Below are 25932 nucleotides of genomic sequence, written 5' to 3'. Positions count from 1 at the left end.
AAAAAAGAACGACCGTCTATTCTACTCCGCGCCGCCGCAAAAGATAATGGTGACGTCAGCGATATAGCGCTTTCTGCGCTTTCAGTTATCTCTGATCGCATCCTGCCTGAAAGCGAGGCATGCTAATCCTGTACATCATGTTAAGCAGCAGTCACTGGAACGCTGCGTGGGTATCATAAGGAGATACAATGAAACTCTTCATTCGGGCGATTATCGTTATCGGCATCCTCTGGCTGGCTATGCTGTTCACAGGTTACGGCGTGCTGGCGGGCAGCAACAAGAATGCCGTGGGACTGGGGCTGAAATGTAACTATCTGACCGCAAGAGGGATGGTGACCGCGCAATATCTGCATACAGACAGCGGCGTGGTGGGCGTGACGGATTGCCCGCTGCTAAAGAAAAGTAGCGAAGTGGTCGACAACGGATAACGGAGGAGCGGGCCAACTGGCCCGCTTTTTTTTAACCCACGTCATTGCCGGTATAGCCCAGCTCTGACGAAAGACGTTGGCCCGCTTCACGTAACAGCGTCACATACTGTTGCTTGTTCGCGGCAGAAAAGCGCAGCGTGGGAAAGGACAGGCTCAGTCCGGCGACGGCGACACCAAAGCGATCAAAAATGGGCACGGCGATGCAGCGCACGCCCACTTCCTGTTCTTCGTTATCCTCACCATAACCCTGTGCCCTGACCTGACCCAGTGCTTCGCGTAACGCGCCTGCGTCCGGTAAGGTGTTGGCGGTGTTAATAGTGAACGTCATGCGCTCCAGAATGGCATTCACCTCCTCCCGACTGCGCCAGGCCAACAACACTTTTCCCAGTGCGGTGGAGTGCAGTGGATTGCGGTGACCAATACGTGAGGCCATACGCAGGTTATAGAGCGAGTCAATTTTATGCACATAGACCACACTGTCATCATCCAGCGCGCCCAGATGGATTGTCTCTTTGGTCAGGCGCGATAACTCGCGCATGTGTACATCGGCGCTGCGGATAAGATCGCTATGCTGCAACGCGTTGGATCCCACCTCAAACAGTTTCAAGGTCAGCGAATATTTTTCACTTTCCCCTTCCTGCGCGACATAACCCAATGCTTTCATAGTTTGCAGGAATCGGTAGACCGTACTTTTGGACATCATCAGCCGTTGTGCCAGCTCGGTAATACCGTGATCGCGCTCTTCGCTTAACGCCTGCAAAATCCCGAATACTTTTTGCACCGAAGAGACGGCATCCGGCTGTTTATCCTTTTCGTCAGCGGCCATTTGTCACCCTGAATACGTGTTTCAAAAAAACTGGAACAGAGTTGCAGTATAGAGTGACAGCGCCGATCCCGGCAATCTTCCGGGTTTGAAACATCTCTAAAATATATTTTTTCCGTGGGTACGATGCAATTTGGCGGCCAATTGATTAGCATGATGATATTCACACTCTTTAATATTAGCCTCTATGTCACTTTCCTCTTCTGACGGCGGACTCGCAGTACCCCAACGCTACTGGGCTATTCTGACGATCGCCATCGGCCTTATCATGGCGGTACTGGATGGATCGATTGCCAATGTCGCGCTGCCAACCATCTCACGTGAGCTACAGGCCAGTCCGGCCCAGTCAGTCTGGGTGATTAATGCTTATCAGATTGCCATTGTCGCCTCGCTACTGTCGTTGTCCTTTTTAGGCGATATCGTCGGCTACCGCCGCGTGTACCAGGCAGGGCTGGTGGTGTTTGCCATCACGTCGGTGTTTTGCGCCCTTTCGCCCTCCCTTCCCCTGCTTACGCTGGGCCGGGTGCTTCAGGGCCTGGGGGGTGCGGCGATTATGAGCGTTAACACCGCCCTGATTCGTATCATTTATCCCCCACATTATCTGGGCCGCGGCATCGCGATCAACGCCCTGCTGGTGGCGATCTCGACGGCGGCCGGCCCCACGGTTGCGGCAGCCATCCTCTCATTTGCCAGCTGGCGCTGGTTGTTCCTGATCAACCTGCCACTGGGCGTTGTCACGCTCTGGCTGGCGTTACGTTATCTGCCGGATAACCCGCAACGGGCCAAAACACAGAAGTTTGATGTCACCAGTGCGGTAATGAATGCGCTCTTTTTCGGCCTGCTTATTTCGGCGCTGGGTGGCTTTGCCCAGGGACAATCGATCTGGCTTATCGCAGGAGAACTTATCACGCTGCTTGTGGTGGGCTACTTTTTTATCCGACGCCAGCTGACGATGGCCGTGCCGTTGCTGCCGGTTGATTTGCTGCGCATCCCTATTTTTGCCCTGTCGATGTGCACCTCCGTCTGCTCTTTCTGCGCGCAGATGCTGGCGATGGTATCACTGCCCTTCTACCTGCAAAGCGTGCTGGGGCGTACAGAGGTCGAAACCGGTTTATTGCTTACGCCGTGGCCGCTGGCCACCATGCTGCTCTCACCGGTCGCGGGACGTTTAATTGAACGAGTGCATGCGGGCTTACTCGGGGGATTAGGGCTGGCCCTGTTTGCCATCGGGCTTTTTCTGCTGGCTCACTTACCTGCGAAGCCAGACGACATGGACATTATCTGGCGCATGATGCTGTGCGGGGCGGGCTTTGGCCTGTTTCAGTCCCCGAATAACCACACCATTATTACCTCCGCTCCGCGTCAACGCAGCGGTGGTGCCAGCGGTATGCTGGGCACGGCACGGTTACTGGGTCAGAGCAGCGGTGCCGCACTGGTAGCGCTGATGTTCAACTGGCTGGGCAATGACGGCACCCATGCGGCGCTGTTACTGGCGGCTGGATTCTCAACCGCAGCGGCCCTGCTCAGTCTGTCGCGCATAAAAACACCGCGCGTACAGTGATAAAAAAAGGCGACTTCTCAGTCGCCTTTTTGCCGGGTTACTTCAGGTATTCGCCGCTACGCAGCGCTTCAATACGTTTATCTAACGGGGGATGCGACATAAACAGCTCGCTGAATGACTTCCCTTTACCGTTGATACAAAACGCCATCATGCTGCTGGGCTCCTGCGGCTCGTAGCTGGTTTTCAGGCGCTGCAGTGCCGCAATCATCTTCTCACGGCCCACCAGTTTCGCTGAACCGGCATCCGCATGGAACTCACGGTGACGAGAGAACCACATGGTAATGATGCTGGCAAGGATACCAAACACCAGTTCCAGCACCATAGAAACGGCAAAGTACACCAGCGGATTACCGTTGCTGCTTTCTTCCCCATCGCGGTTACCAGACATGAAGCCTGCCGCAATCTGCGCCAGAATACGCGAAACGAAAATCACAAAGGTGTTCACGACACCCTGAATCAGGGTCATGGTGATCATATCGCCGTTGGCAATATGCGCGACTTCGTGCGCCAGCACCGCTTCAGCCTCGTCGCGGCTCATGTTTTGCAGCAGCCCGGTCGATACAGCCACCAGTGACGCATTACGGCGGGCACCGGTTGCAAAGGCGTTGATGTCAGGCGCGTGGTAAATCGCGACCTGCGGCATCGCAATACCAACCTGCCGGGCCTGCTGGCTAATGGTCTCTAACAACCAGCGCTCGGTTTCGTTGCGTGGTTGTTCAATCACTTCACCGCCGACCGAACGCAACGCCATCCACTTCGACATCAGCAGTGAGACAAACGCACCGCCGAAGCCAAACAGACCTGCCATAATCATCAGGCCCTGAACACTGCTTGACTGAATTCCTGTCAGGCTGAGAATCAGCCCGAATACCAACATCACTGCCAGGTTGGTCAGCAGGAAAAGAGCAATACGCATCATAACGGTTAATCATCCTCAGTAGTTCATGCGCTCATGCGCGGATACATATCCTATGAGCATTGTGCGGGTTTTCAAGCGACCTTAACGTTTAAGTGCCTAAAAAGACATAACTTTACAATATGACATAACCTTTACCGCAACCCTACTGAATGCGCGCAGTACAACACATTAACGTAACGCATCCTTGCCGGACTTATCATAAAAAAAGCACCGCAGTGCGGTGCTTTTTATTAAACCAGAACGTATCAGTTGCTTTTCGCTGCGGACGCGTCGGGAAGCGTCTTTTCCAGCTGCGCCAGATCGTTGGCAATCTTGACGGTTTCATCCAGATAAGGATCGGGTTCTTTGTAATCCTTAGGCAGGTCATCCAGGCTCTTCAGCGGCTTTTTGCCTTCGGCCTGATAGCGCGCATTAATGCGTTCCAGACGCAGCGCATCGTCTTCGTGGTTCTCTTTCTCGCGTTGAGCAAGATTGAGCGACACGATATTGCGCTTGTCCTTCATGGCATTAAAGCGGGCAATGTCCTTCATGATGTACTGGAACTCACGATCTTTCGCGATACGTTCATCATGTTCTTTCGTCAACTGCGGCACCAGCGCTTTCACATCTCCGGTTTTCGCGTAGGTGGCAGCCGTGATGCTGTCCCACGGTAAGGCGTTATCTTCAAACTTCTCGCCTGTCTCCGCCGCTTCAACGCCGGTAGGCATCAGCAGATCGGGGGTGACGCCTTTACGCTGTGTACTGCCACCGTTAATACGGTAGAACTTCTGAATCGTGTACTGAACCGATCCCAGCGCAGGCCATTCCGGACGCAGCATCTGATCGTAAATGCGGTTCAGCGAGCGATACTGCTGAACGGTGCCTTTACCAAAGGTCGGCTCGCCAACAATCAGCGCACGCCCATAGTCCTGCATCGCCGCCGCAAAGATTTCAGAGGCAGACGCACTGAAGCGGTCAACAAGCACCACCAGCGGCCCTTTATAGTACACAATGCCGTCGTTATCGCTGTCCTGACGGATGCGACCATTATTGTCGCGCACCTGCACCACGGGGCCACTTGGGATAAACAGGCCAGACAGTGAGACCGCCTCGGTCAGTGCGCCACCGCCGTTGGTCCGCAGATCAATCACGATGCTGTCGACATTCTGCTTTTGCAGTTTCTGCAACTGCACTTTGACATCATCGGTCAGGCCCACGTAGAAGCCCGGAATATCCAGTACGCCGACTTTCTGCTTGCCCACATTGTGAATACTCATTTTAACGGCGCGATCTTCCAGACGGATTTTCTCACGCGTCAGTGTCACAATGCGGGTTTTAGTACCTTTACCGGCAGGCAGGATTTCAAGGCGTACCTTACTGCCTTTCGGTCCTTTAATTTTGGCGACGACATCATCCAGACGCCAGCCAATCACATCTTCCATTGGCTTGCCTGGCTCACCGACGCCGACAATACGATCGCCAACGGTGATGGCTTTACTTTTCGCCGCCGGGCCACCCGCGACCATAGAATTGATCACGGTATAATCGTCATCCATCTGCAGTACGGCGCCAATCCCTTCGAGCGACAGGCTCATTTCAGTATTGAACTGCTCGGTATTGCGCGGCGACAGATAGTTGGTGTGCGGATCGATTTCGTGGGCAAATGCATTCATTGCCAGCTGGAACACATCTTCGCTGTTGCTCTGTGCCAGGCGACGGATGGCGAAGTTATAGCGTTTGGTCAGCACGTCACGAATTTCTTTTTCGTCTTTACCGGCCAGCTTCAGGCTCAACTCATCGTATTTCACCTTGGCATCCCACAGCGCATTTAATTCGTTCTGGTCTTTCGGCCAGGGCGCTTTGGAACGGTCAATATCGATGGTGTCATTACCGGTAAAGTTCATCGGGCGAGCCAGGACCGTGAGCGCGTACTGATAGCGTTCGAAGCGGCGTTTCTGGGCCAGATTATAAAGATCGTAAAAAATATCCAGCTTACCGCTACGCAGTTCGTCACCCAGCTGTGTTTTCTTGCTGGCAAACTGTGCTACATCCGACGCCAGCAGCACGTTGTGGCTGTAGTCGAGCATGTTGAGGTAGCGGTCAAAAATTTTGGCGGAAAACGCCCCGTCCAGATCGAACTGGCGATAGTGAGAACGCGTGAACCGTGAGGTGACGCGCTCGCTGACGGTAGGATCCTGGGGATCTTCATGCAACTGAGGAATTTGATCGGCACGAGTGATGTTCTCGGCGGCAAAGGAAGGGCCTGACAACAGCAGGCCCGCGATCAATCCAACTTTTAACAAGGTGTTCATGCCGGGGTCAGCCTCCGTTTCAGAACTGCAGGTGTTCTGCGCGCACAATCATTGCCATGCCGGAAGCGAGCTGTACCCGGACGCCGTCTTTAGAAACTTCCAGAACGGTTGCGTCCATTGCACTTTTGCCTGCTTTAACTTTAATACTCTGGCCGGGTTGCAAAGTTGAGGTATCAGTGATGGGTTTAGCCTGCTGCAGCTCCGGACGGGGTGCCGGTTTGCGATGCTGCGATGCAGTAGGACGCTCAGCAGACTGCGGACGCGGCTTACGCGCGGCGTCACCCTCTGCGGCTTTACGCGGAGCAGGTTTGCGTGGACGACGTGGCGCGCTGGCCCCTTCTTCGCCCTCACCGGCTTCACGACGCGCGGCCCGCTGCTGATCGCGTTGCGCCTGAACACGCGCTTTCGCGTCTTCCAGTTGCTTGCGGGCATGCTCAACGTGCTGCTCATCGAGAACACCGCACGGATTGCCGTCGAGATCCACGCGGGTCGCACCCGCTTTAATACCGTACAGATAGCGCCAGCTGGAGGTATAAAGACGTAATGCTGAACGTAACTGTGTCTTGCTCAGGTTCATTTCGCCCTGAACGCGCTCGACCAGATCCTGAAAGATACCGATTTTGAGCGGACGCGCTTCACCTTCAGCGCTAAAGCAGTGCGGAAAGCGCTCCGCCAGAAAGCTAATGACTTCTTTACTGCTATTCAACTTAGGTTGATTTTCCATGAAATTTCCTGATTACTACGGGTTTGCCGACCAGAGCAGGCATGAACAGGCGACATTATAATGACAACATCGCTAAATGCCATGCAATCCAGTCGATTAGCTACGCGTCAGCTGCAAATATTTTTCTAAGTCCGTGTTCGCGAGCACGTCGCAAAGCCCGTCAGTCAAGGCTACCAGCCCTTTTTCATCATCACTATCAAAGCGATTGTATTCCACACTGTCGATATCCAGCACGCCCACAACGTGACCGTTTACTTTCAGAGGAATCACAATTTCAGCATTACTGGCCGCATCGCAGGCGATGTGCCCCGGAAACGCATGCACATCATCTACACGCTGGACCTGATTTTGCGCCAGCGCTGTACCACAGACACCTTTACCCACGGGGATGCGCACACAGGCAATTTTACCCTGGAACGGGCCAAGCACCAGTGTGTCTGCTTCCGTCAGCAGGTAGAAGCCTGCCCAGTTCACGCCTTCGAGACGTTCATACAACAGCGCGCTAAAGTTACCCATCGCGGCGAGGAACGCCGTTTCTCCCGCCAGCAAGGCGCGCATATCGCGATCTAAATCGGCGTAAAAGGCAGTTTTGTTCATTATTCAACCGTTACCAGTGACATCCGGGCGGCTAACCACTCCGCCAGTTAAAAATAAGCACTAAAAATCCATAGCCATAAGGTGAATCATAGCGTTAGTTACTATAACCTTAACATTCTGTGGATCGAAGCGTGATACCCGAAACAGGTACACAGCAATGTCTTAACAACCCTTTGCGTAAATAACAATAAGCGAACCCTGCACTCTTTATGAAAATTCACGCGATTAGCGAGACATTGCCCCACGCACGTTATCAGCGTTGTCCGCAATGCGATACCCTTTTTTCCTTACCAGATGTGAAATCGCATCAGTCGGCACATTGCCCCCGTTGTAATGCACAAATTGTCAGCGGCTATGACTGGTCGATGACGCGTCTGCTGGCGATGGCGGCCACCATGCTGGTCCTGATGCCGTTCGCCTTCAGCATGCCGTTGATTGATATCCGGCTGCTGGGTATGCGCATTAACGCCAGCCTGCTGGAAGGCATTGTGCAGATGACGCTGCAGGGCAACGTGTTAACGGCCTCCATGGTGGCGTTCTGCACTATCGGTGCGCCCGTCACGCTTGTGGCTGGCATTGGCTACCTGGCGCTGGGCCAGCGTTTGGGCATGAATCTGCGCCCGGTTCTGCTGATGCTGGAGAAGCTGAAAGAGTGGGTCATGCTGGACATTTTCCTGATTGGCATCGCGGTGGCGTCGATTAAAGTTCAGGAATACGCCGATCTCGAAATGGGCTACGGTCTGGTGGCTTACATTGCCCTGACCGTCCTGAGCGTGATGACGCTGATTCATCTCAATATTGAGCAGCTATGGGAACACTTTTATCCGCAACAGCCTCAGGTGACGCGACGGGAGGATCTGCAGGTTTGTCTCAACTGCCATTATACCGATGTTCCCGACGCACGAGGCCGTTGCCCCCGCTGCCATACACCGCTCGACTTCCGTCGCCGTCACAGCCTGCAAAAATCCTGGGCTGCGCTCATCGCTTCCATTGTGCTGCTGATCCCGGCCAATTTGCTGCCCATTTCGGTGGTGTACCTCAATGGCTCGCGGCGGGAAGATACGATCTTCTCCGGCATTCTTTCCCTGGCATCCGGTAATATTCCGGTCGCCGCCATCGTCTTTATCGCCAGTATCTTAGTGCCCTTTACCAAAGTTCTGGTCATGCTGGCGCTGCTTCTCAGCATTCATTTTCGCTGCGAGCAAGGCCTGAAAACCCGCATCCGTCTCCTGCGTTTTGTAACCTGGGTCGGTCGCTGGTCTATGCTGGATCTGTTTGTCATTTCGTTAACCATGTCACTGGTCAATCGTGACCAGTTACTGGCTTTTACCATGGGACCTGCCGCGTTTTACTTTGGCGCGGCTGTGATCCTGACCATTATGGCCGTTGAGTGGCTGGATAGCCGCCTGCTCTGGGATGCACATGCAACAGGAAACGCCGACTACACCGACTAATGCTACGCTGCGTAATAAGCGTAAAATTTCCCCTTTTTGGCTGCTGCCCGTTATCGCCATGCTGATTGCGGGCTGGCTGCTATGGACGAATTTTCAGGAACGCGGCACCACAATCACCATTAATTTCCAGACGGCAGATGGGATTGTGCCCGGGCGCACGCCTGTGCGCTATCAGGGCGTGGAAGTCGGTACCGTGCAGGGCATCAACCTGAGCGACGACTATCGCAAGATCCAGATCAAAGCCAGCATCAAAAGTGATATGCGTGATGCGCTGCGTGAGAATACGCAATTCTGGCTGGTGACACCGAAAGCCTCGCTGGCCGGGGTTTCCGGCCTTGATGCGCTGGTCGGCGGTAACTACATCGGCATGATGCCGGGCGATGGTAAAGAGAGCGACACCTTCACCGCCCTGGATACGCAACCGAAATACCGTGTTAATACCGGCGAGCTGATGATCCACCTTCATGCACCGGATCTGGGCTCGCTGAATACCGGCTCACTGGTCTATTACCGCAAAATTCCGGTAGGCCGCGTGTACGACTACAGTATCAACGGTCAAAACAACGGCGTGTCAATTGACGTGCTTATCGAACGTCGCTTCGTCAACCTGGTGAAAACCAACAGCCGTTTCTGGAACGTGTCCGGCCTGAACGCCGATGTCAGCCTGAGCGGTGCCAAAGTGCAGCTGGAAAGCCTGGCGGCGCTGGTTAATGGCGCGATTGCCTTTGACTCGCCCGAAGGCGCGGAAGCCGCAAAGAGCGACCAGAATTACACCCTCTATCCTGATCTGGCTCACAGCCAGCGCGGTGTGCTGATTAACCTCGATCTGCCCAACGGCGATAACCTGTCGGCTAACCGAACGCCGCTGATGTACCAGGGTCTGGAAGTCGGTACGCTCACCAAACTGAATCTGCAGGACGGCGGCAAAGTCACCGGCGAGATGACGGTTGATCCGTCTGTGGTCGGCCTGATGCGCGAAGGCACACGCATTGAAATGCACAGTCCGAAACTCAGCCTGACTGACACCAGCCTGAGCAGTCTGCTGACCGGCAATACCTTTGAACTGGTGCCCGGCGACGGTCCACCCGTACAGCATTTTACCGTGGTTGCGCCTGACAAAACGCTGCTGCAGCAACCCAATGTGCTCACCGTAAAACTCAGCGCGCCGGAGAGCTATGGCATCGATGCGGGGCAACCGCTGATGTTATACGGTATGAAAATCGGCCAGGTCATCTCGCGCGATCTGGATGAAAATGGGGTGAATTTTGTTGTGGCAATCAATCCTGACCACCGGCAACTGGTGCACAGCGACAGTAAATTCATCGTGAACAGTCGTCTTGATGTGAAATTCGGTCTGGACGGCATGCAGGTGCTGGGAGCCAGCGCACGTGAATGGGTCGATGGCGGTATTCGTCTGGATCCCGGCAAGCGCGGCGCGCCAAAAGCCGCCTATCCGCTGTTTGCGGATGCGGAACGTGCGGAGGAAGGTATTGTGGGTGACGGTCCGTCGACCACGCTGATGCTGACCGCGAAAAGTCTGCCGGATGTTCAGGCGGGATCTGTCGTGCTGTACCGCAAGTTCCAGGTGGGCGAAATCACGAAAGTCACACCGCGCGCGGATGCGTTTGATATTGCCGTTCATATCAAACCGGAATACCGTAAGCTCCTCACCAACGAAAGTGTCTTCTGGGCGGAAGGCGGCGCACGCGTGCAGCTTAACGGCAGCGGATTAACGGTGCAGGCCTCCCCGCTGAACCGGGCTTTAAAAGGCGCGATCAGCTTTGACAACCTGACCGGGGCGAAAGTGGATAAAGGCGTAAAACGCGTGCTTTATCCGTCCGAAACGGCCGCTCGCGCGGTGGGCAGCCAGATTACCCTGCACACCTATGATGCCAGCAAACTGTCTGCGGGCATGCCGATTCGCTATCTGGGCATTAACGTGGGTCAGATCGAATCGCTGTCGCTGAGTGATGACAATAATCAGGTGGTGGCCAAAGCCGTACTTTACCCGGAATACGTGCAGAACTTCGCGCGCGTTGACAGTCGTTTCTCCGTGGTGTCGCCCGAGATTTCGGCCGCCGGGGTGAATCATCTGGAGACGATCCTGCAGCCTTACGTTAACGTTGACCCGGGTAAAGGACGCGGCGCGCGGACCTTTGAGCTGCAGGAAAGCACCATCACCGACTCGCGTTACCTCAACGGCCTGAACATCTATGTGGATGCCACCGAAGCGGGTTCTCTGTCATTAGGGACGCCGGTCCTGTTCCGTGGCGTCGAAGTCGGTACCGTGACCGGCACCTCGTTGGGTAATATGGCGGATCGCGTGCAAATCGCCCTGCGCATCAGTAAGAAATATCAGCATCTGGTACGTAATAACTCGGTGTTCTGGCTCGCCTCCGGCTATAACCTGGACTTTGGGCTGATTGGCGGTGTGGTGAAAACCGGTACCTTCCAGCAATTTATCCGCGGCGGCATTCAGTTTGCTACGCCACCGACGGTCCCGCTGGCCCCGCAGGCGAATGCGAACAAGCACTTCCTGCTGCAGGACGAACCGCCGAAAGAGTGGCGTAACTGGGGTACGGCCATTCCTGACCCGAACCAACCTTAATCCTCCCAAAACGGGCAGCCAGGCTGCCCGTTTTCTTTCCGCGTGTTACACTCCCGCCTTTGCCTCAAAGAGAACTTATCCGTGTCCGACGCCGCTTCACGTTTTCCTGCCGATTTCCTTGACCTTATGCGCCAGAGCCTGCCCGATGAGGCCAGCCTGCAGCAGTTTATCGACATCAGCCAGCAGCCGTTACGCCGCAGCCTGCGAGTCAATACGTTAAAAATCAGCGTCAGCGCGTTTCTGGCCCAAACGGCTCACTACGGCTGGCAGCTTACGCCGGTGCCGTGGTGTGAAGACGGCTTCTGGATCAGCCGGGAGGATGAAAGTTTACCGTTGGGTAGCGTGGCAGAGCATCTGAGTGGCCTGTTTTATATTCAGGAAGCCAGCTCGATGCTGCCGGTGACGGCGCTGTTTGATGCCTGTCCCGATGCGCAGCATGTCATGGATATGGCGGCCGCCCCCGGCTCGAAAACAACACAGATTGCTGCCCGAATGCACAACCAGGGAATTGTCCTTGCTAATGAGTTCTCTTCCAGCCGGGTAAAAGTGCTGCACGCGAACATTACCCGCTGTGGCGTGACCAATACCGCGCTGACTCACTTTGACGCCCGCGTCTTTGGGCCTGCGCTGCCGGAACAGTTCGATGCGATCCTGCTGGATGCGCCCTGCTCTGGCGAAGGCGTGATACGTAAAGATGCGGATGCGCTGAAAAACTGGTCGCTTGCCAGCACCCACGATATCGCCCAGACCCAACGCGATCTGATTGACAGCGCGTTTCATGCCCTGAAGCCTGGCGGTACGCTGGTGTATTCCACCTGCACACTCAATCCGATCGAAAACCAACAGGTTGTGGCCTGGCTACTGGCGCGCTACCCCGCAGCCGTCGAGGTTGCGCCGCTGACGACGCTGTTTCCAGGCGCAGAACAGGCAGCCACGCCCGAAGGTTACCTGCACGTCTTTCCTCAGCTGTTTGACAGTGAAGGCTTCTTTGTCGCGCGGTTACGCAAAATCGCCTCTGTTGAGCGGCTGCCTGCGCCGACATACAAAGTCGGCAAGCTTCCGTTTACCCCCGTAAACCGCAAACTGGAAAACGATATTGTTCAGGCGGCCGCGAAGGTGGCGCTTCAGTGGGATGAGCGCCTGCAACTGTGGCAACGCGATAAAGAAATTTGGCTGTTTCCCGCCGACATCGTTCCGCTGTTAGGGCAGGTCCGTTTCTCGCGGATTGGCCTGAAACTGGCTGAAACCTTTGCGAAGGGTTATCGCTGGCAACATGAGGCCGTTGTCGCGCTGGCGTCACCGCGTCCAGCGCAGACAGTGAAACTGAATGAGGCGGAAGCGGAAGCGTGGTTTCGCGGTCGCGATATCTACCCTGAAAACCCGCCCACCGTTGATGAGATGATTGTGACCTATCAGGCTCAGCCGCTGGGGCTGGCAAAACGGGTTGGCAGCCGGATTAAAAACAGCTATCCGCGCGAACTGGTGCGCGACGGTCGGCTGTTCCGTTAAGCCGTCACACCCCGAAAGTGACACTGTCACATATTCGGCGCTGTTTTACTGATAGCAGCGCCAGAAACGTGGCTCAGCGCGGACGGACCTGCACAAGCGGCAGGCATCGCGCCTGTGCATTCTGGCGCGATGCATGCTGATAACTCAGGCGGTACGCGCTTTCGCCGGATGGGTCAGCAATTTGGCGGCGGGCCGGATGGGACGTCGCACTAATTCTCCCCCGCAGTTGGGACAATGCCCCTGCAGATGCTGCTCAGCGCAGGTCGCGCAGAAGGTACATTCGAACGAACAGATGCGCGCATCATGCGATGCCGCAGGCAGATCGATATCACAACGTTCACAGTTTGGGCGCAGTTCTAACATGACATTCCCCCTTGCGGTAACGGCTTTCAGCGTGGCAAAACCCATGCTGCTTGTCGAGGATTTTCATCGCCCGTAACGCTTATCCGTCAGGAGATGTGGAACCCGACGTGGCCCTGCTGCGGCTTTCATCGTCGCGCGCCTGGGTCACGTCGCCTTCGTCCTCATTCTCACCCTCGTCCTCTGCGCCCTCCTCATCACTGGTGACCATCGCCGCCTGAATCGCCTCGTCTTCCAGCACCGGGTTAAGCGCCGCGCCTAAAGGCGAGGTAGCCAGGCTGTCCGGTAACACCACGTGGGGCAAGGGTACCTCGGTAGTCGGTAACGGAAGCGGCGCTTTCTTCACATAGCTCAGCACAGCAATCAACAGGGTGCACACCGTGAAGAACAGATAAAGCATGTTACTGCCGAAAGACTGCATCAGCGAGCCCACCAGCAACGGGCCGATACTGGCTCCGATACCAAACGCCATCAGCAGACAGGCCGTCAGTGAAACGCGCTGCTCCGCCGCCACCTGATCGTTTGCCAGCGCCACCTGCAAAGGATAGAGGGCAAACTGCACCATGCTGGCAAGAAAGGCGATGCCGAGCACCCAGTGAAATGACAGCCTGGGCAGCAACACCAGCGGCAAACAGGCCAGCGCCAGCAGCGCTGCAATATAAAACAGCAGCCGCTGACGATCGTAACGGTCGGACAGCCAGCTTAAAGGAAACTGCGATACCAGCCCGGCAAAGATCGTCAGACTCATAAAAATACCGGTCTGCGCATCGCTGAATCCCTTGCTGCTGGCATACACCGGCGCCAGGCCATAAAAGGCGCCGACGACCATACCGGTTAATAAGGTGGTGCTGAGTAATTTAGGGATGGTGCGAAGAAAGTAGCCCAGTTCCATCGGCGCAGGTGACATCGCGCGAACATGCGTGCGCGTCGTCAGCGCAATCGGCACCAGACAGAGGGCAAAACAGAGCGCCACGATTAACAACGTCTGAAGACCAAAGTCACTTTGTAAGGTCAGCACCACCTGACCGCTACTTAAGCCAAGGTAGGTCGCCACCATATAGAAGCCAAAGATTAGCCCACGCTGTGACGATTCCGCCTGGTCGTTAAGCCAGCTTTCCAGCACCATGTACTGGCACATCATGCACAGCCCGATGATCAGGCGCAGGAAAACCCAGAGGGGGATAAAATCTGTCAGCCCGTGTCCGATCACTGACGCCGTGATAATGCCGGCACAGGCTACATAGGCACGAATATGACCGACGCGCGCAATCAGGTTGTGACCCACCTTGCCACCGATCACCAGGCCAATATAGTTTGCCGCAATGATGGCCCCAATCAGCGCACCATTAACCTGATCATGGGCCAGACGCAGTGACACGTAGGTAGTGAGTAACCCTGAGCCCAACAGCATCAACAACGTGGTGGTGTAAAGCGGCAGAAATGTTCTGAGAATTTTTCGCATACGACTCCCTGTCCACAACAGTCATTGGTGTCCTGTAAAGTTTAAAGATAGTTGAATTTGCCCCGCTTTAGGTCGGGACAATTCCGACAGTAAACTCCCGTTGTCACGTGGACGGCAGTGATGACACATTTCCCTGTCCCCGGATGTATCGTAGGCCTCCGGCAAAACCTGACTGGCTGTGGACCATGTTTACGCGGCCGGGTTTTCCGTCAGCCATAAAAAACCCGTTAACCTGGCGGCTAACGGGCTGTGGGATCAGGCGCTGGGGAACGTAATGTTGCTGCCCGGTGCCTCTCGATGCAGATGAATAAAGTTCAAGTGGCGCTCATACTGATCGAGTATATCGATGATCACCTGCTCTTTGCTGTAATCCATCAGGTCATTACCCTGACTGCCCTCCAGCAGGAACGTCTCCAGCCGGTAATAGGTAGATTTCCCGCTGCGCGCGCGGTAGGTAAAGCCCGGAATGGAATACTGCTGTGGCCAGACCTGATAGAGGAAATCCTGCTCCTCGCCCAGCTGTACGCGCAGGTCCAGATAACCCAGGGGATGCTCCCCGTCGGCGGCCACGCGGTCCAGCGTGACGCGCGCGCCACGCAGCTCCAGCTCTTTTGCCACGTCCTCCATGGCGGGAAAGATCGTGTCATCCATCATTTTCAGGGTGTAGCGCGAGCCAGGATAGTTCATCAGGCGCGACAGCCGTTTTTTCCAGGTCAGACGGTCAGTAGCATGTGCCAGATAAGGTGCCGTATCCCGCGTCGCACTCACGCGGCGATAATCTTCCACCTTGAGCGATTTATACAGCCCTGCCATCACGAAGAAGATAACGAAACTGAACGGCAGCCCCATGATGACCGTGGTATTTTGCAGCGCCGTAATGCCGTTGGTCATCAGCATACTCAGCGTCAGGACGCCGATGGCGACCGACCAGAATATACGCAGCCAGTTCGGCGCATCACTGTTGATGTCTTTCAGTTTGGAGGTGAAATTACCCAGCACCAGCGAACCGGAATCCGCCGAGGTCACATAGAACAACATACCGGTAATGGTCGCGACGGAAGCACTCAGCTTGAAGGCCGGGTACTGCGCCAAAAGACTGTAGAAACCGCGTTCCGCATGGCCCATCACTTCCTGTGCAAAACCTGCATCGCCATGAAGGATTTCATACAGGGCCGCGTTACCAAAGACCGACAGCCACAGCAGCGTAAAGGTAAAAGGAATCACCAGCGTACCGAGCACAAACTCACGAATGGTACGGCCACGGGAGATACGTGCCAGAAACAGGCCCACGAACGGCGACCAGGCCACCCACCAGGCCCAGAAAAACAGGGTCCAGCTGTTCATCCACTCTGTTGGCCGGTCAAAGGCAAACGTATTCAGCGTCATGCCCATAAAGCGATTGATGTAATCCCCTACGTTGAGCACCAGTGCGTTAAGCAGGAAGCCGGTATTGCCAGCGAACAGGACGAACAGAATCAGGCCGAGAGCCAGCGCCACATTCAGTTCCGATAAAATACGAATGCCTTTGTCAACGCCCGACGTCACGGAAATGGTGGCAATGATCACCGACAGAATAATCAATGCCGTCTGCGCCGTTAATCCTTCCGGAATATCGAACAGGACCTTCAGCCCATAGTTTAACTGCACCACACCAATTCCCAGCGTGGTAGCGATACCAAAGATCGTCCCTATTACCGCGGCAATGTCTACGCTGTGGCCGATGGGACCGTTAATACGTTTACCAAAAATGGGATACAGGGCGGAACGGATGGTTAAGGGCAGATTGTAGCGGTAGCTGAAATAGCCAAGGGCAATCCCCATCAGGGCGTACATTGACCAGCCGGTTAAGCCATAGTGGAACAGAGTCCAGACCATCGCCTGACGGGCCGCTTCAAGCGTTTGCCCTGCCCCTTCCGGCGGCTGCATATACTGCGAAACCGGTTCCGCCACCGAGAAAAACATCAGGTCTATCCCGATACCGGCGGCAAACAGCATTGCCGACCAGCTCAGTATGCTGAATTCCGGTTTCGACTGCTCAGGCCCGAGTTTGATTGAGCCAAAACGGGAACAGGCGATATATACCACGAACACGATATAAAGCGTGGCGGCCAACATGTAATACCAGCCAAACGCTTCGGACACCCAGTTTACCGCCCTCAGTATCCAGTTGGCGGCTTCGCTGCTGAATAAAATAGTGATGAGTGAAAAGGTCAGAATCAATCCTGCGGAGGTGTAGAACACCACGGGGTTGATTCTGTCTTTTTCACTTGCTGGTGGACTCATCATCGTTTACCTCTGGTTGTTGGCTTATCAATTTTGCAAGAGTTCAAACCGGTAAAAACATCCGGTGTCCCGAGGGGTAAGTGTTTTTTACGCTTCGTTTCCTGCCGTTACATTCTGGTCAAAACTAACGAATCTGCCACACTTACCGCTTCACTTACTCAACTTTTAAGACACAGCATCCTAACAAGGTTTCTATTTATATTGAATATCCAATCAAAAAAAGATTAAATAGGGGACTGATTTTGGGTGGGAGCGAACGCAATGCCAAAGGTAGGGATGCAGCCAATACGACGTCGACAGCTGATCGATGCGACGCTGGCAACGATAAATGACGTAGGTATTAATGATGCCACCATTGCTCAGATTGCCCGACGCGCGGGCGTGTCAACCGGCATCATCAGCCACTATTTCAAGGACAAGAACGGATTGCTGGAAGCCACGATGCGCGACGTCACCCGGCAACTACGTGAGGCAGTTGCCCGTCGCCTGCAGCCGTTAGCCAACGCTCCCGCCGAAGAACGACTGCGCGCAATCGTTGAGGGAAACTTCGACGAAAGTCAGGTCGAACGCGCAGTGATGAAAGCCTGGCTGGACTTTTGGTCAAGCAGTATGCACCAGCCTCAGCTTCAACGTCTGGAACGGGTCAGTCATCGCCGTCTTTTTTCATCGCTGGCCGTGGAGTTCCGCCGCCAGTTGCCCAGGGACAGGGCCAGGCTTGCCGCTCACGGGCTGGCCGCCATGATTGATGGCCTGTGGCTACGCGCAGCATTAAGCGGCAAGCCCTTTGACCCGACGACAGCACGGACACTGACCACTCAATTTATTCGCCAGCAGTTAGCCGGCGAACACGCGTAACGGAACCAGGAGAAATTATGTCCCGATTCACCGAACAACACCTCTACATCAATGGTACTTATGTTGCCGCGACGTCTGGAGAAACCTTCCAGACGATTAATCCGGTCAACGGCGAAGTACTGGCTGATGTCCAGATTGCCGGGCGCGAGGATGTCGATCGCGCTGTGGCGGCGGCCAGAAAAGGGCAAAAAATCTGGGCAGCCATGACCGCCATGGAACGCTCACGCATTCTGCGTCGGGCCGTAGATATTCTGCGCGAGCGCAATGATGAGCTGGCTGAACTGGAAATGCTTGATACCGGTAAGCCGTTCAGTGAAACCGCCAGCGTCGACATCGTTACCGGTGCCGATGTGCTGGAGTATTACGCTGGGCTGATCCCTGCGCTGGAAGGCCAGCAAATTCCTCTGCGTGATACCGCGTTTGTGTATACCCGCCGTGAACCCTTAGGCGTGGTCGCCGGTATTGGCGCGTGGAATTACCCGATTCAGATTGCCCTGTGGAAATCTGCCCCGGCCCTCGCCGCAGGCAATGCCATGATTTTCAAACCCAGCGAGGTCACACCGCTGACGGCCCTGAAACTGGCTGAGATTTACACCGAAGCCGGTGTGCCGGACGGCGTTTTCAACGTGCTGCCCGGTACCGGCGCGGTTACCGGTCAACTGCTTACCGAGCATCCGGGTATCGATAAAGTGTCATTTACCGGCGGTGTCGTCAGCGGCAAAAAAGTCATGGCAAATGCGGCAGGATCGACCCTGAAGGACGTCACCATGGAGCTGGGCGGCAAATCCCCGCTGATCATCTTTGATGACGCCGATCTCGATTTGGCCGCCGACATCGCCATGATGGCTAACTTCTACAGTTCCGGCCAGGTATGTACCAACGGTACCCGCGTTTTTGTCCCGGCCGCATTGCAGTCTGCGTTCGAAGCCAAAATCGTAGAACGTGTTGCCCGTATCAAAGCGGGCGATCTGCGCGATCCCGAGACGAACTTTGGTCCGCTGGTCAGCTTTAGCCACCGTGACAACGTGATGCGCTTTATTGAGTCCGGTATTGCAGAAGGTGCCCGTCTGCTGTGTGGCGGTAAACGCTTAACCGGTGACGGGTTTGATCAGGGCGCGTGGGTGGCACCAACCGTATTCAGCGACTGCCGCGACGACATGAAAATTGTCCGTGAGGAAATTTTCGGGCCGGTGATGTCGATCCTGAGTTACACCTCGGAAGAGGAAGTGATACGTCGCGCTAACGATACCGAATATGGTCTGGCCGCGGGTCTGGTGACCCGGGATCTGAATCGTGCGCACCGCGTCATTCATCAGATTGAAGCGGGCATCTGCTGGATTAACACCTGGGGTGAATCTGCCGCTGAAATGCCTGTCGGCGGTTACAAGCATTCTGGCGTCGGTCGTGAAAACGGCTTGATGACATTGCAGAATTACACCCAGGTGAAGTCGGTTCAGGTTGAGCTGACGCGCTTTCAGTCTGTCTTTTAATCCCCTTACCTGAGGAGCGACGAATGGAATTTGATTACATTATCATTGGAGCCGGATCCGCAGGGAATGTGTTGGCCACCCGACTGACTGAAGACAGTAGTGTGAATGTTCTGCTGCTGGAAGCGGGTGGGCCTGATTATCGTTTCGATTTTCGGACGCAGATGCCAGCGGCCCTGGCGTACCCTTTACAGGGAAAACGGTATAACTGGGCGTATGAAACTGAGCCTGAGCCGTATATGAACAACCGCCGCATGGAGTGTGGTCGGGGTAAAGGCCTGGGCGGTTCTTCGCTGATCAACGGCATGTGTTATATCCGGGGTAACGCGATGGATCTGGACAACTGGGCAAGCATGCCCGGCCTGGAAAACTGGAGCTATCTGGACTGTCTGCCCTACTATCGCAAGTCAGAAACGCGCGATACCGGTGCCAATGACTACCACGGCGGCGATGGTCCGGTCAGCGTGACCACGCCGAAGAAAGGCAACAACGTGCTGTTTGAAGCAATGATTCAGGCAGGCGTTCAGGCCGGCTATCCGCGCACAGATGACCTGAATGGTTATCAGCAGGAAGGCTTTGGGCCGATGGACCGCTTCGTCACGCCAGAAGGTCGACGTTCCAGCACCGCGCGCGGTTATCTTGACCAGGCGAAACGCCGTCCGAACCTGAAAATCGTAACCCATGCCACCACTGACCGTATTTTGTTTGAAGGCAAGCGTGCAATTGGCGTGGAATATATGATCGGTGACAGTAATACGCTGCACACCGTTCATGCGCGACGCGAAGTGCTGCTGTGTGCGGGTGCCATTGCTTCGCCACAAATCTTACAGCGCTCGGGTGTGGGATCGTCCGCACTGTTACAGCAGTTTGACATCCCGGTCGTCCATGACCTGCCGGGCGTAGGTGAGAACCTGCAGGATCACCTTGAAATGTACCTGCAGTATGAATGCAAGGAGCCCGTCTCTCTGTATCCCGCACTGAAGTGGTGGAATCAGCCGAAGATCGGCGCAGAGTGGCTGTTTAACGGCACGGGCGTGGGTGCCAGTAACCAGTTCGAAGCGGGTGGCTTTATTCGCAGCCGTGAAGAGTTTACCTGGCCGAATATTCAGTACCACTTCCTGCCGGTAGCGATTAACTACAACGGCTCGAATGCGGTCGATGCGCACGGTTTTCAGTGTCACGTGGGCTCAATGCGTTCACCCAGCCGCGGACATGTGCGCCTGAAGTCCCGCGATCCGCGTCGCCATCCCGCAATTCTGTTCAACTATATGTCGCATGAACAGGACTGGCATGAGTTCCGTGATGCGATTCGTATCACACGTGAAATCATCAATCAGCCCGCGCTGGATAAATACCGTGGCCGTGAGATCAGCCCGGGCATTGAATGCCAGACGGACGAGGAGCTGGATGAATTCGTGCGTAACCATGGCGAAACGGCTTACCATCCTTGCGGAACCTGTAAGATGGGTAATGACGAGATGGCGGTGGTTGATGGCGAAGGCCGCGTACATGGACTGGAAGGTTTGCGCGTGGTCGATGCATCCATAATGCCCTTAATTATTACGGGCAACCTGAATGCGACCACCATCATGATCGGTGAAAAAATCGCCGACTGCATCCGTGGTCGTCAACCGCTGCCGCGCAGTACCGCAGACTACTATGTTGCAGGCGATGCCCCAGTGCGTAAGGCACCTGAGCGGTAAGCCTGATCGCCTCCCTGACCTTAAGCCGGACAACTGTCCGGCTTATTTCTTTTTTCTGCACTTATCACCTACATTAATCAGAATAATAAGCATGATTGCTCTGATTTATGTCAATTCAACTTACAATATCGCGCTGTGCTTTTAACGCCGGTGGTGGTATAAAGTGTGGGTGTTTATTACCGGAGGCTTTACCCGTCCACTGAAGAGAAGCAATAACGTGGATGCATTGTGAAATTATGAGCAGGATGTTCATTCCCCGTTTTACCGCCCTTTCGTTCCTCGCATTACTCAGCGTTAACGCCCTCGATCAGCACTGGCGCAGCGCGCTTTAGTCCCCTTTCCGCTCGTTTATTCCTTTCTGCCGTGGCATCACGGTGGGTTAATTACGACGCTAGTTGTGGAGAAAAAACCATGCGCGCATGGGGATTATTAGCACTCGCTATTGTTGCGGAAATCATGGGTACCCTGACCATGAAATGGTCCAGCCTGAATCAAAGCCAGAGCGGCTATCTGATTATGTTGGGCATGATTGCCTGTTCGTATATCTTCCTGAGTTTTGCCATCAAACGTATCGCACTGGGGGTCGCTTATGCCCTCTGGGAAGGTATCGGCATTATGCTGATCACGCTGTTTAGCGTGCATCTGTTTGATGAAACCGTATCGCCGCTGAAAATCTGCGGTCTGGTCACCTTGATTGTCGGCATTCTGCTGATGAAAACCGGCAGCAAGAAGGAGGCCGATCATGACCCTGCCTGATCTGATTCATTTTGCCTGGCTGGCACTGGCTGTCCTGCTGGAAATTGCCGCCAATATCATGCTCAAGTACAGCAACGGTTTTAAAAAGCCCCTGCCCGGCATCGCGTCGTTGGGCTGTGTGCTGCTGGCATTCAGTGCGCTGTCGCAGGCCGTGAAAGGTATCGATCTTTCCGTGGCTTACGCGCTCTGGGGCGGGTTTGGTCTCGTCGCCACCGTTGCTGCAGGCGGCATTCTCTTTGGTCAGCGCCTGAACCGCAAAGGCTGGGCGGGCCTGGCTCTGCTGTTGCTGGGCATGGTTATGCTGAAACTGGCCTGAGAACAGGGGACGCAGACGTCCCCTTTCCGCCCTTTACCCGTACGTCTGCAATGCCGTCCTGCCCTGCTATTTATGAAAATACGTCCCTCTTATCCGCAGTGGCAGGCCCGTCAGAGAAAGGGGTTGACCTTTGTCATCGACAGTCACTTCTGAGCCACTCAAAGGTGTGTGTATTATCACGCAGATCGATTATTCATTATAATGTCAGAATCCTCTTACTTTTATCATTGCAGGTGGACTTGATCCGACTGTTAGGGCTTAGTGATGCCTTTGGATACAGTATAAATAATTGATTAACGAGGTTTTACCATGTCTGCAACGCGAGGATGGTCCACGGAACTGGAAGGGTTACGGGGGATTGCTTCTCTTTGGGTACTGCTGGGACACATAAGCTTGCTTATCCATTGCCATATCACTTTACTCTCTTCTCCGGGGATTGGCGTGGATCTGTTTATCCTGCTTTCGGGCTACCTGATGGCAAAAAACTATGTCGAACGTCAGGAAAAAGAGCCGTGGCAAAGCCCGGAAACCATCAAGAAATTCTGGCTACGGCGTTTTTTTCGCATCGCCCCGCTTTACTATCTGCTGCTGGCGGTCGCGCTCATCTCTGGCCCCTGGTTTGGCGAGATGCGCGACACGATCGCACATGTTTATTCGGGCACAGCGACCGATGCCTCACGCTATGCCGATCAGTCACTCATGAATGTCGTGACGCATTTCTCTTTCCTGTTTGGCGTCCTGCCCGCCTATGGCTTTAACACCACGCTGCCCGACTGGAGTATCGGGCTGGAAATGCAGTTTTATCTGCTGTTTCCCTTTATCATGCTGGCGGTTATGCGCTTCGGTTATGCCCCGGCATTGCTGTGTATCATGGCGCTGAGCTGTACCGGCCGTTATCTGCTGCCTGACTATTACGAAGCCTTTGAAATGCCGTCCATGATTCTGATTAAACTCAATATGTTTATTTCGGGCATGCTGCTGGCGGAGGCCGTACGGCGCAGGTCCCTGCTCTATGTGGTCTTTGCCCTTGCTGGCCCGGTGGTCAGTGTGTTTATCGGGTTAGGCGCGATCAAACTTCAGGTGGTGATGGAAGCCTTGATGATTATCGGCATGGCGGCGGTGCTGTGGCAGTATCAGGAAAACAGTCTGATGGCGCGGCTCATTCAGCTTCCACGTAAGGTGTTAAACAACCGCCTGAGTACATGGCTGGGCGATGTCTCTTTTTCCGTGTATTTGCTGCATTTGTTGATTGTGATTCCGACTATCGCGCTGTTGCTGAAACAAACGGATATTGCTTACCAGAGTGATGTCACGCGTTTCCTGATTGTCTGTGCCGTATCTCTGCCGCTGACATATGGCCTGGCCTCTTTGCTGTACCAGTATGTTGAGAAACCGGGCATCAGACTGGGCAAAAAAGTGCTGGCTCCCAAACCTGCCCTGTAATACCAATATGGCTCGCCGGGGCGAGCCATTTTTATCCTCACATCATAATGCATTGCCTACATCATGCTGCTTTTCCCTCACATGCTCATCCGGTGATTCCGGCGTATCGGCAAGACTACTGTACGTTTTCAGTCCGACGAGATGCGTCGGATCGTGCCTGCTGTGTACCAGGCTTTGTGCGGCAGAACCAAACGAGACAATCAAAAACATCCAGGCCACTGCTAATGATTTCCGCATTGTGCTATCCCATGCTGTGAATGGAGTCGCTATGGTGAAGAAATCAGGGTAAGGGAGTGTCTGATAAACTTAAAATTTTCGTCAATATTGTTACCTGCCTCACATATTTTCAGTGATCCAGGGACACGCATGACGGTCGCGGCCCTGTGCGGGCTCGGGATAATCGCCCCTCATGCTTCAGCAAAAAGACAAGCGCGTCCCCCTTACGCATCGCAAAAACGTGCTGAGCTTAACGTTTTTCGGGTCCGGATTCGGCCCAGGCTGTGCGGCGCATCAGAGTTAGGGGGGAATCACCATTTATATTTATCTATCACATCAAAAACACATGCTTCCCCGATGTAATACATAAAGAAATTCTTTGTTTTTTCATCACTTACCCCCTCCTTCGCAATGAAATCCTTTTATCTGACCATTTATTGATTAAGATCATTTTCAATGGTGCAAAATAAAATATTAACGATATTTATGTAAATTTTGCATTTTCCATTAATTATTTATGCTTCTGATGCCGATAGAGAACGAAACCGCTCCTTATCAGGAATCTTATTATGAAAATCTCTACACGGCTTGCGACGGGTTTCGGCCTGCTCATTCTCCTTTTGATCCTCTGTACTGCCGTTTCTCTGACCTCCCTGCATCATGCCAAAACGGGCATGGACGATGTCGTGAACAGCAAAATGAGAAAATACCAACTTATTCTGGATATGCGTGGCGGACTGCGCGATCTGGCGATAGCCGTGCGAAACCTGGCCCTGCTCACCGACGACAAAGAAATGCAGCCAGAGTTACAGCGCCTTAATACGCAGAAAGCATTGTTCATTCAAAACCGCGAGACGCTTGAAACCATGATGCAGACTCAGTCTACAGCGGAAGAACAGGCTGCCCTGAATCATATCAGGGAACTTGAAACACCGATGATGGCGTCCTTCGTGACGGCCGGGCAACTGGGACTAAAAAATGAGCAAACAGAAGCGACGCGCTATCTCATGACGACCCTGCGTCCACTGCAGCGCAATATGCTGGATGCGCTTAATAAAGCCACCGATATTCTGATGTATAGCAGCCGTAACGCCGTAGAAGTTAACAGCCAGTCCACCAGCCGGGCATCGGTAACGCTGGTGCTGCTAGCCGTGCTTTCTGTCCTGTTCTCGGTAGCAACTGGCTATGTGATTACACGTGTGCTGATGCGTCAACTGGGCGGTGAGCCCGCCCAGGCGCAGGCGCTGGCCGCTGCAATTGCGGCAGGTGACCTGACATCCAGCGTTTCGCTGCGTCGCCATGACACCACCAGCCTGCTTGCGTCCCTGGATGGTATGCAGGCGAAGCTGCGCGGGCTGGTCTCAGAAATTAAACAAACGTCGGGCAATGTTGCCCTGGCGGCAGAGGAAATCGCCCAGGGAAATACCGAACTCTCCTCGCGTACTGAACAGCAGGCTGCTGCCTTGCAGGAAACGGCGGCCAGCATGGAGCAGTTAACTGCGACGGTAAAAAGTAATACCGCCGGTGCTCAAACTACGGCCTCAACGGCGCGTGAAACTGCAGAGCTGGCCCGCAGCGGTGAGAGTGATGTCCACCGGATGTCAGAAACCATGAACGATATTTCCCTGAGCGCCGCCAAAATTCGCGATATCACCGGCGTGATAGAAGGCATTGCTTTTCAGACCAATATTCTTGCGCTGAATGCCGCCGTTGAAGCCGCGCGGGCGGGTGAACAGGGACGCGGGTTTGCGGTCGTGGCAGGCGAAGTCCGCACGCTGGCCCAGCGCAGCGCCACTGCCGCAAAAGAGATAAAATCTCTGATTGAGCAGGCGGTGGAGCAAGTGGGAAGCGGCGTCAAAGTGGCCAACGGCACGGGTGAAAGTATCCTGAAAATTGTCAGCATGGTGGGCGACCTCGCGAGTGCGATGGATGAAATTTCCCTTGCCTCTGCCGAACAGATGCAGGGCATTTCACAGGTCAGCGTCGCGGTGAGTCAGATGGACAGCGTAACGCAGAATAACGCGGCACTGGTGGAAGAATCGTCTTCGGCTTCACAATCTCTGTCCGAGCAGGCCCATGCGCTGCGCGGCATGGTAGAAGCCTTCCGCGTGTAACGCACGCCATTGCGCCACGTCAT

The 25932-nt window shown here is 54.5% G+C and carries 21 protein-coding genes; 12 read left to right on the top strand and 9 right to left on the bottom strand.

Annotated features, from left to right (window positions below; translation table 11 throughout):
* Positions 1-188 precede the first annotated feature (188 nt).
* Positions 189-428: a YobH family protein gene (locus C1N59_RS09055; protein ID WP_394550634.1), complete on the top strand. Its 240-nt coding sequence runs from the start codon at positions 189-191 to the stop codon at positions 426-428.
* A 31-nt stretch (positions 429-459) separates the two neighbouring features.
* Here C1N59_RS09055 and kdgR read toward each other — a convergent pair whose 3' ends face one another.
* Complete coding sequence (kdgR, locus tag C1N59_RS09050; protein WP_394550632.1) at positions 460-1254, bottom strand: DNA-binding transcriptional regulator KdgR; 795 nt, start codon at positions 1252-1254, stop codon at positions 460-462.
* 184 nt (positions 1255-1438) lie between these two features.
* Here kdgR and C1N59_RS09045 point away from each other — a divergent pair, with 184 nt between their 5' ends.
* On the top strand, positions 1439-2812 hold the full coding sequence (locus C1N59_RS09045) for an MFS transporter (protein ID WP_394550629.1): 1374 nt from the start codon (positions 1439-1441) through the stop codon (positions 2810-2812).
* A 37-nt stretch (positions 2813-2849) separates the two neighbouring features.
* On the opposite strand, the gene htpX is transcribed toward C1N59_RS09045, so the two are convergent.
* The 4 genes from htpX to C1N59_RS09025 all read right to left on the bottom strand — a co-directional run bounded on the left by htpX (position 2850) and on the right by C1N59_RS09025 (position 7343).
* Positions 2850-3731 (bottom strand): protease HtpX, encoded by an 882-nt coding sequence (gene htpX / locus C1N59_RS09040; RefSeq protein WP_033741934.1) that lies wholly within the window; start codon positions 3729-3731, stop codon positions 2850-2852.
* Positions 3732-3976: 245 nt separating this feature from the next.
* Positions 3977-6022: a carboxy terminal-processing peptidase gene (prc, locus tag C1N59_RS09035; RefSeq protein ID WP_033741935.1), complete on the bottom strand. Its 2046-nt coding sequence runs from the start codon at positions 6020-6022 to the stop codon at positions 3977-3979.
* A 19-nt stretch (positions 6023-6041) separates the two neighbouring features.
* Positions 6042-6746 carry an RNA chaperone ProQ gene (proQ, locus tag C1N59_RS09030; RefSeq protein WP_054633662.1) on the bottom strand — a complete coding sequence of 235 codons (705 nt, stop codon included), beginning with the start codon at positions 6744-6746 and terminating at the stop codon, positions 6042-6044.
* Between the two features lie 96 nt (positions 6747-6842).
* The gene (locus C1N59_RS09025; RefSeq protein WP_033741940.1) at positions 6843-7343 is read right to left on the bottom strand and encodes a GAF domain-containing protein; all 501 of its coding nucleotides are present in this window, start codon (positions 7341-7343) and stop codon (positions 6843-6845) included.
* Positions 7344-7552: 209 nt separating this feature from the next.
* Here C1N59_RS09025 and yebS point away from each other — a divergent pair, with 209 nt between their 5' ends.
* The 3 genes from yebS to rsmF all read left to right on the top strand — a co-directional run bounded on the left by yebS (position 7553) and on the right by rsmF (position 12914).
* On the top strand, positions 7553-8797 hold the full coding sequence (gene yebS / locus C1N59_RS09020) for a membrane integrity lipid transport subunit YebS (RefSeq protein WP_033741942.1): 1245 nt from the start codon (positions 7553-7555) through the stop codon (positions 8795-8797).
* A complete protein-coding gene (locus C1N59_RS09015; protein WP_394550626.1) occupies positions 8766-11405 on the top strand; it encodes a PqiB family protein in 2640 nt (879 codons plus the stop codon). Before yebS ends, C1N59_RS09015 begins: the two co-directional genes overlap by 32 nt.
* Positions 11406-11486: 81 nt before the next feature.
* On the top strand, positions 11487-12914 hold the full coding sequence (rsmF, locus tag C1N59_RS09010) for a 16S rRNA (cytosine(1407)-C(5))-methyltransferase RsmF (protein WP_394550624.1): 1428 nt from the start codon (positions 11487-11489) through the stop codon (positions 12912-12914).
* A 144-nt stretch (positions 12915-13058) separates the two neighbouring features.
* Here the strand turns inward: rsmF and C1N59_RS09005 are convergent, their stop codons facing one another.
* The 3 genes from C1N59_RS09005 to C1N59_RS08995 form a co-directional block, all read right to left on the bottom strand.
* Positions 13059-13277: a DUF1272 domain-containing protein gene (locus C1N59_RS09005; RefSeq protein ID WP_394550622.1), complete on the bottom strand. Its 219-nt coding sequence runs from the start codon at positions 13275-13277 to the stop codon at positions 13059-13061.
* Positions 13278-13356: 79 nt separating this feature from the next.
* Positions 13357-14736 (bottom strand): MFS transporter, encoded by a 1380-nt coding sequence (locus tag C1N59_RS09000; RefSeq protein WP_394550620.1) that lies wholly within the window; start codon positions 14734-14736, stop codon positions 13357-13359.
* A gap of 255 nt (positions 14737-14991) precedes the next feature.
* Positions 14992-17022, bottom strand: coding sequence for a choline transporter (locus C1N59_RS08995; protein ID WP_054633657.1), 2031 nt, complete (start codon positions 17020-17022; stop codon positions 14992-14994).
* Positions 17023-17280: 258 nt separating this feature from the next.
* Here C1N59_RS08995 and betI point away from each other — a divergent pair, with 258 nt between their 5' ends.
* From betI to C1N59_RS08965, 6 genes are all read left to right on the top strand, one after another.
* Positions 17281-17874 (top strand): transcriptional regulator BetI, encoded by a 594-nt coding sequence (gene betI, locus C1N59_RS08990; RefSeq protein WP_006120302.1) that lies wholly within the window; start codon positions 17281-17283, stop codon positions 17872-17874.
* A 17-nt stretch (positions 17875-17891) separates the two neighbouring features.
* Positions 17892-19364, top strand: a complete 1473-nt coding sequence (gene betB / locus C1N59_RS08985) for a betaine-aldehyde dehydrogenase (protein WP_006120301.1) — start codon at positions 17892-17894, stop codon at positions 19362-19364.
* A gap of 23 nt (positions 19365-19387) precedes the next feature.
* On the top strand, positions 19388-21064 hold the full coding sequence (betA, locus tag C1N59_RS08980) for a choline dehydrogenase (protein ID WP_394550618.1): 1677 nt from the start codon (positions 19388-19390) through the stop codon (positions 21062-21064).
* 411 nt (positions 21065-21475) lie between these two features.
* Positions 21476-21820, top strand: coding sequence for a multidrug/spermidine efflux SMR transporter subunit MdtJ (gene mdtJ / locus C1N59_RS08975; protein WP_006120299.1), 345 nt, complete (start codon positions 21476-21478; stop codon positions 21818-21820).
* On the top strand, positions 21807-22136 hold the full coding sequence (gene mdtI / locus C1N59_RS08970) for a multidrug/spermidine efflux SMR transporter subunit MdtI (RefSeq protein WP_033741950.1): 330 nt from the start codon (positions 21807-21809) through the stop codon (positions 22134-22136). Before mdtJ ends, mdtI begins: the two co-directional genes overlap by 14 nt.
* 309 nt (positions 22137-22445) lie before the next feature.
* Positions 22446-23579 carry an acyltransferase family protein gene (locus C1N59_RS08965; protein ID WP_394550616.1) on the top strand — a complete coding sequence of 378 codons (1134 nt, stop codon included), beginning with the start codon at positions 22446-22448 and terminating at the stop codon, positions 23577-23579.
* 42 nt (positions 23580-23621) lie between these two features.
* On the opposite strand, the gene C1N59_RS08960 is transcribed toward C1N59_RS08965, so the two are convergent.
* Complete coding sequence (locus C1N59_RS08960; RefSeq protein ID WP_006120296.1) at positions 23622-23816, bottom strand: hypothetical protein; 195 nt, start codon at positions 23814-23816, stop codon at positions 23622-23624.
* A 548-nt stretch (positions 23817-24364) separates the two neighbouring features.
* Between C1N59_RS08960 and C1N59_RS08955 the strand changes: the two genes are divergently transcribed.
* Positions 24365-25909, top strand: coding sequence for a methyl-accepting chemotaxis protein (locus tag C1N59_RS08955; RefSeq protein ID WP_394550614.1), 1545 nt, complete (start codon positions 24365-24367; stop codon positions 25907-25909).
* Positions 25910-25932: the final 23 nt, after the last annotated feature.

It is taken from the genome of Pantoea sp. SGAir0183 (assembly GCF_043545505.1).
This window is presented reverse-complemented; position numbering and strand designations above follow the sequence as displayed.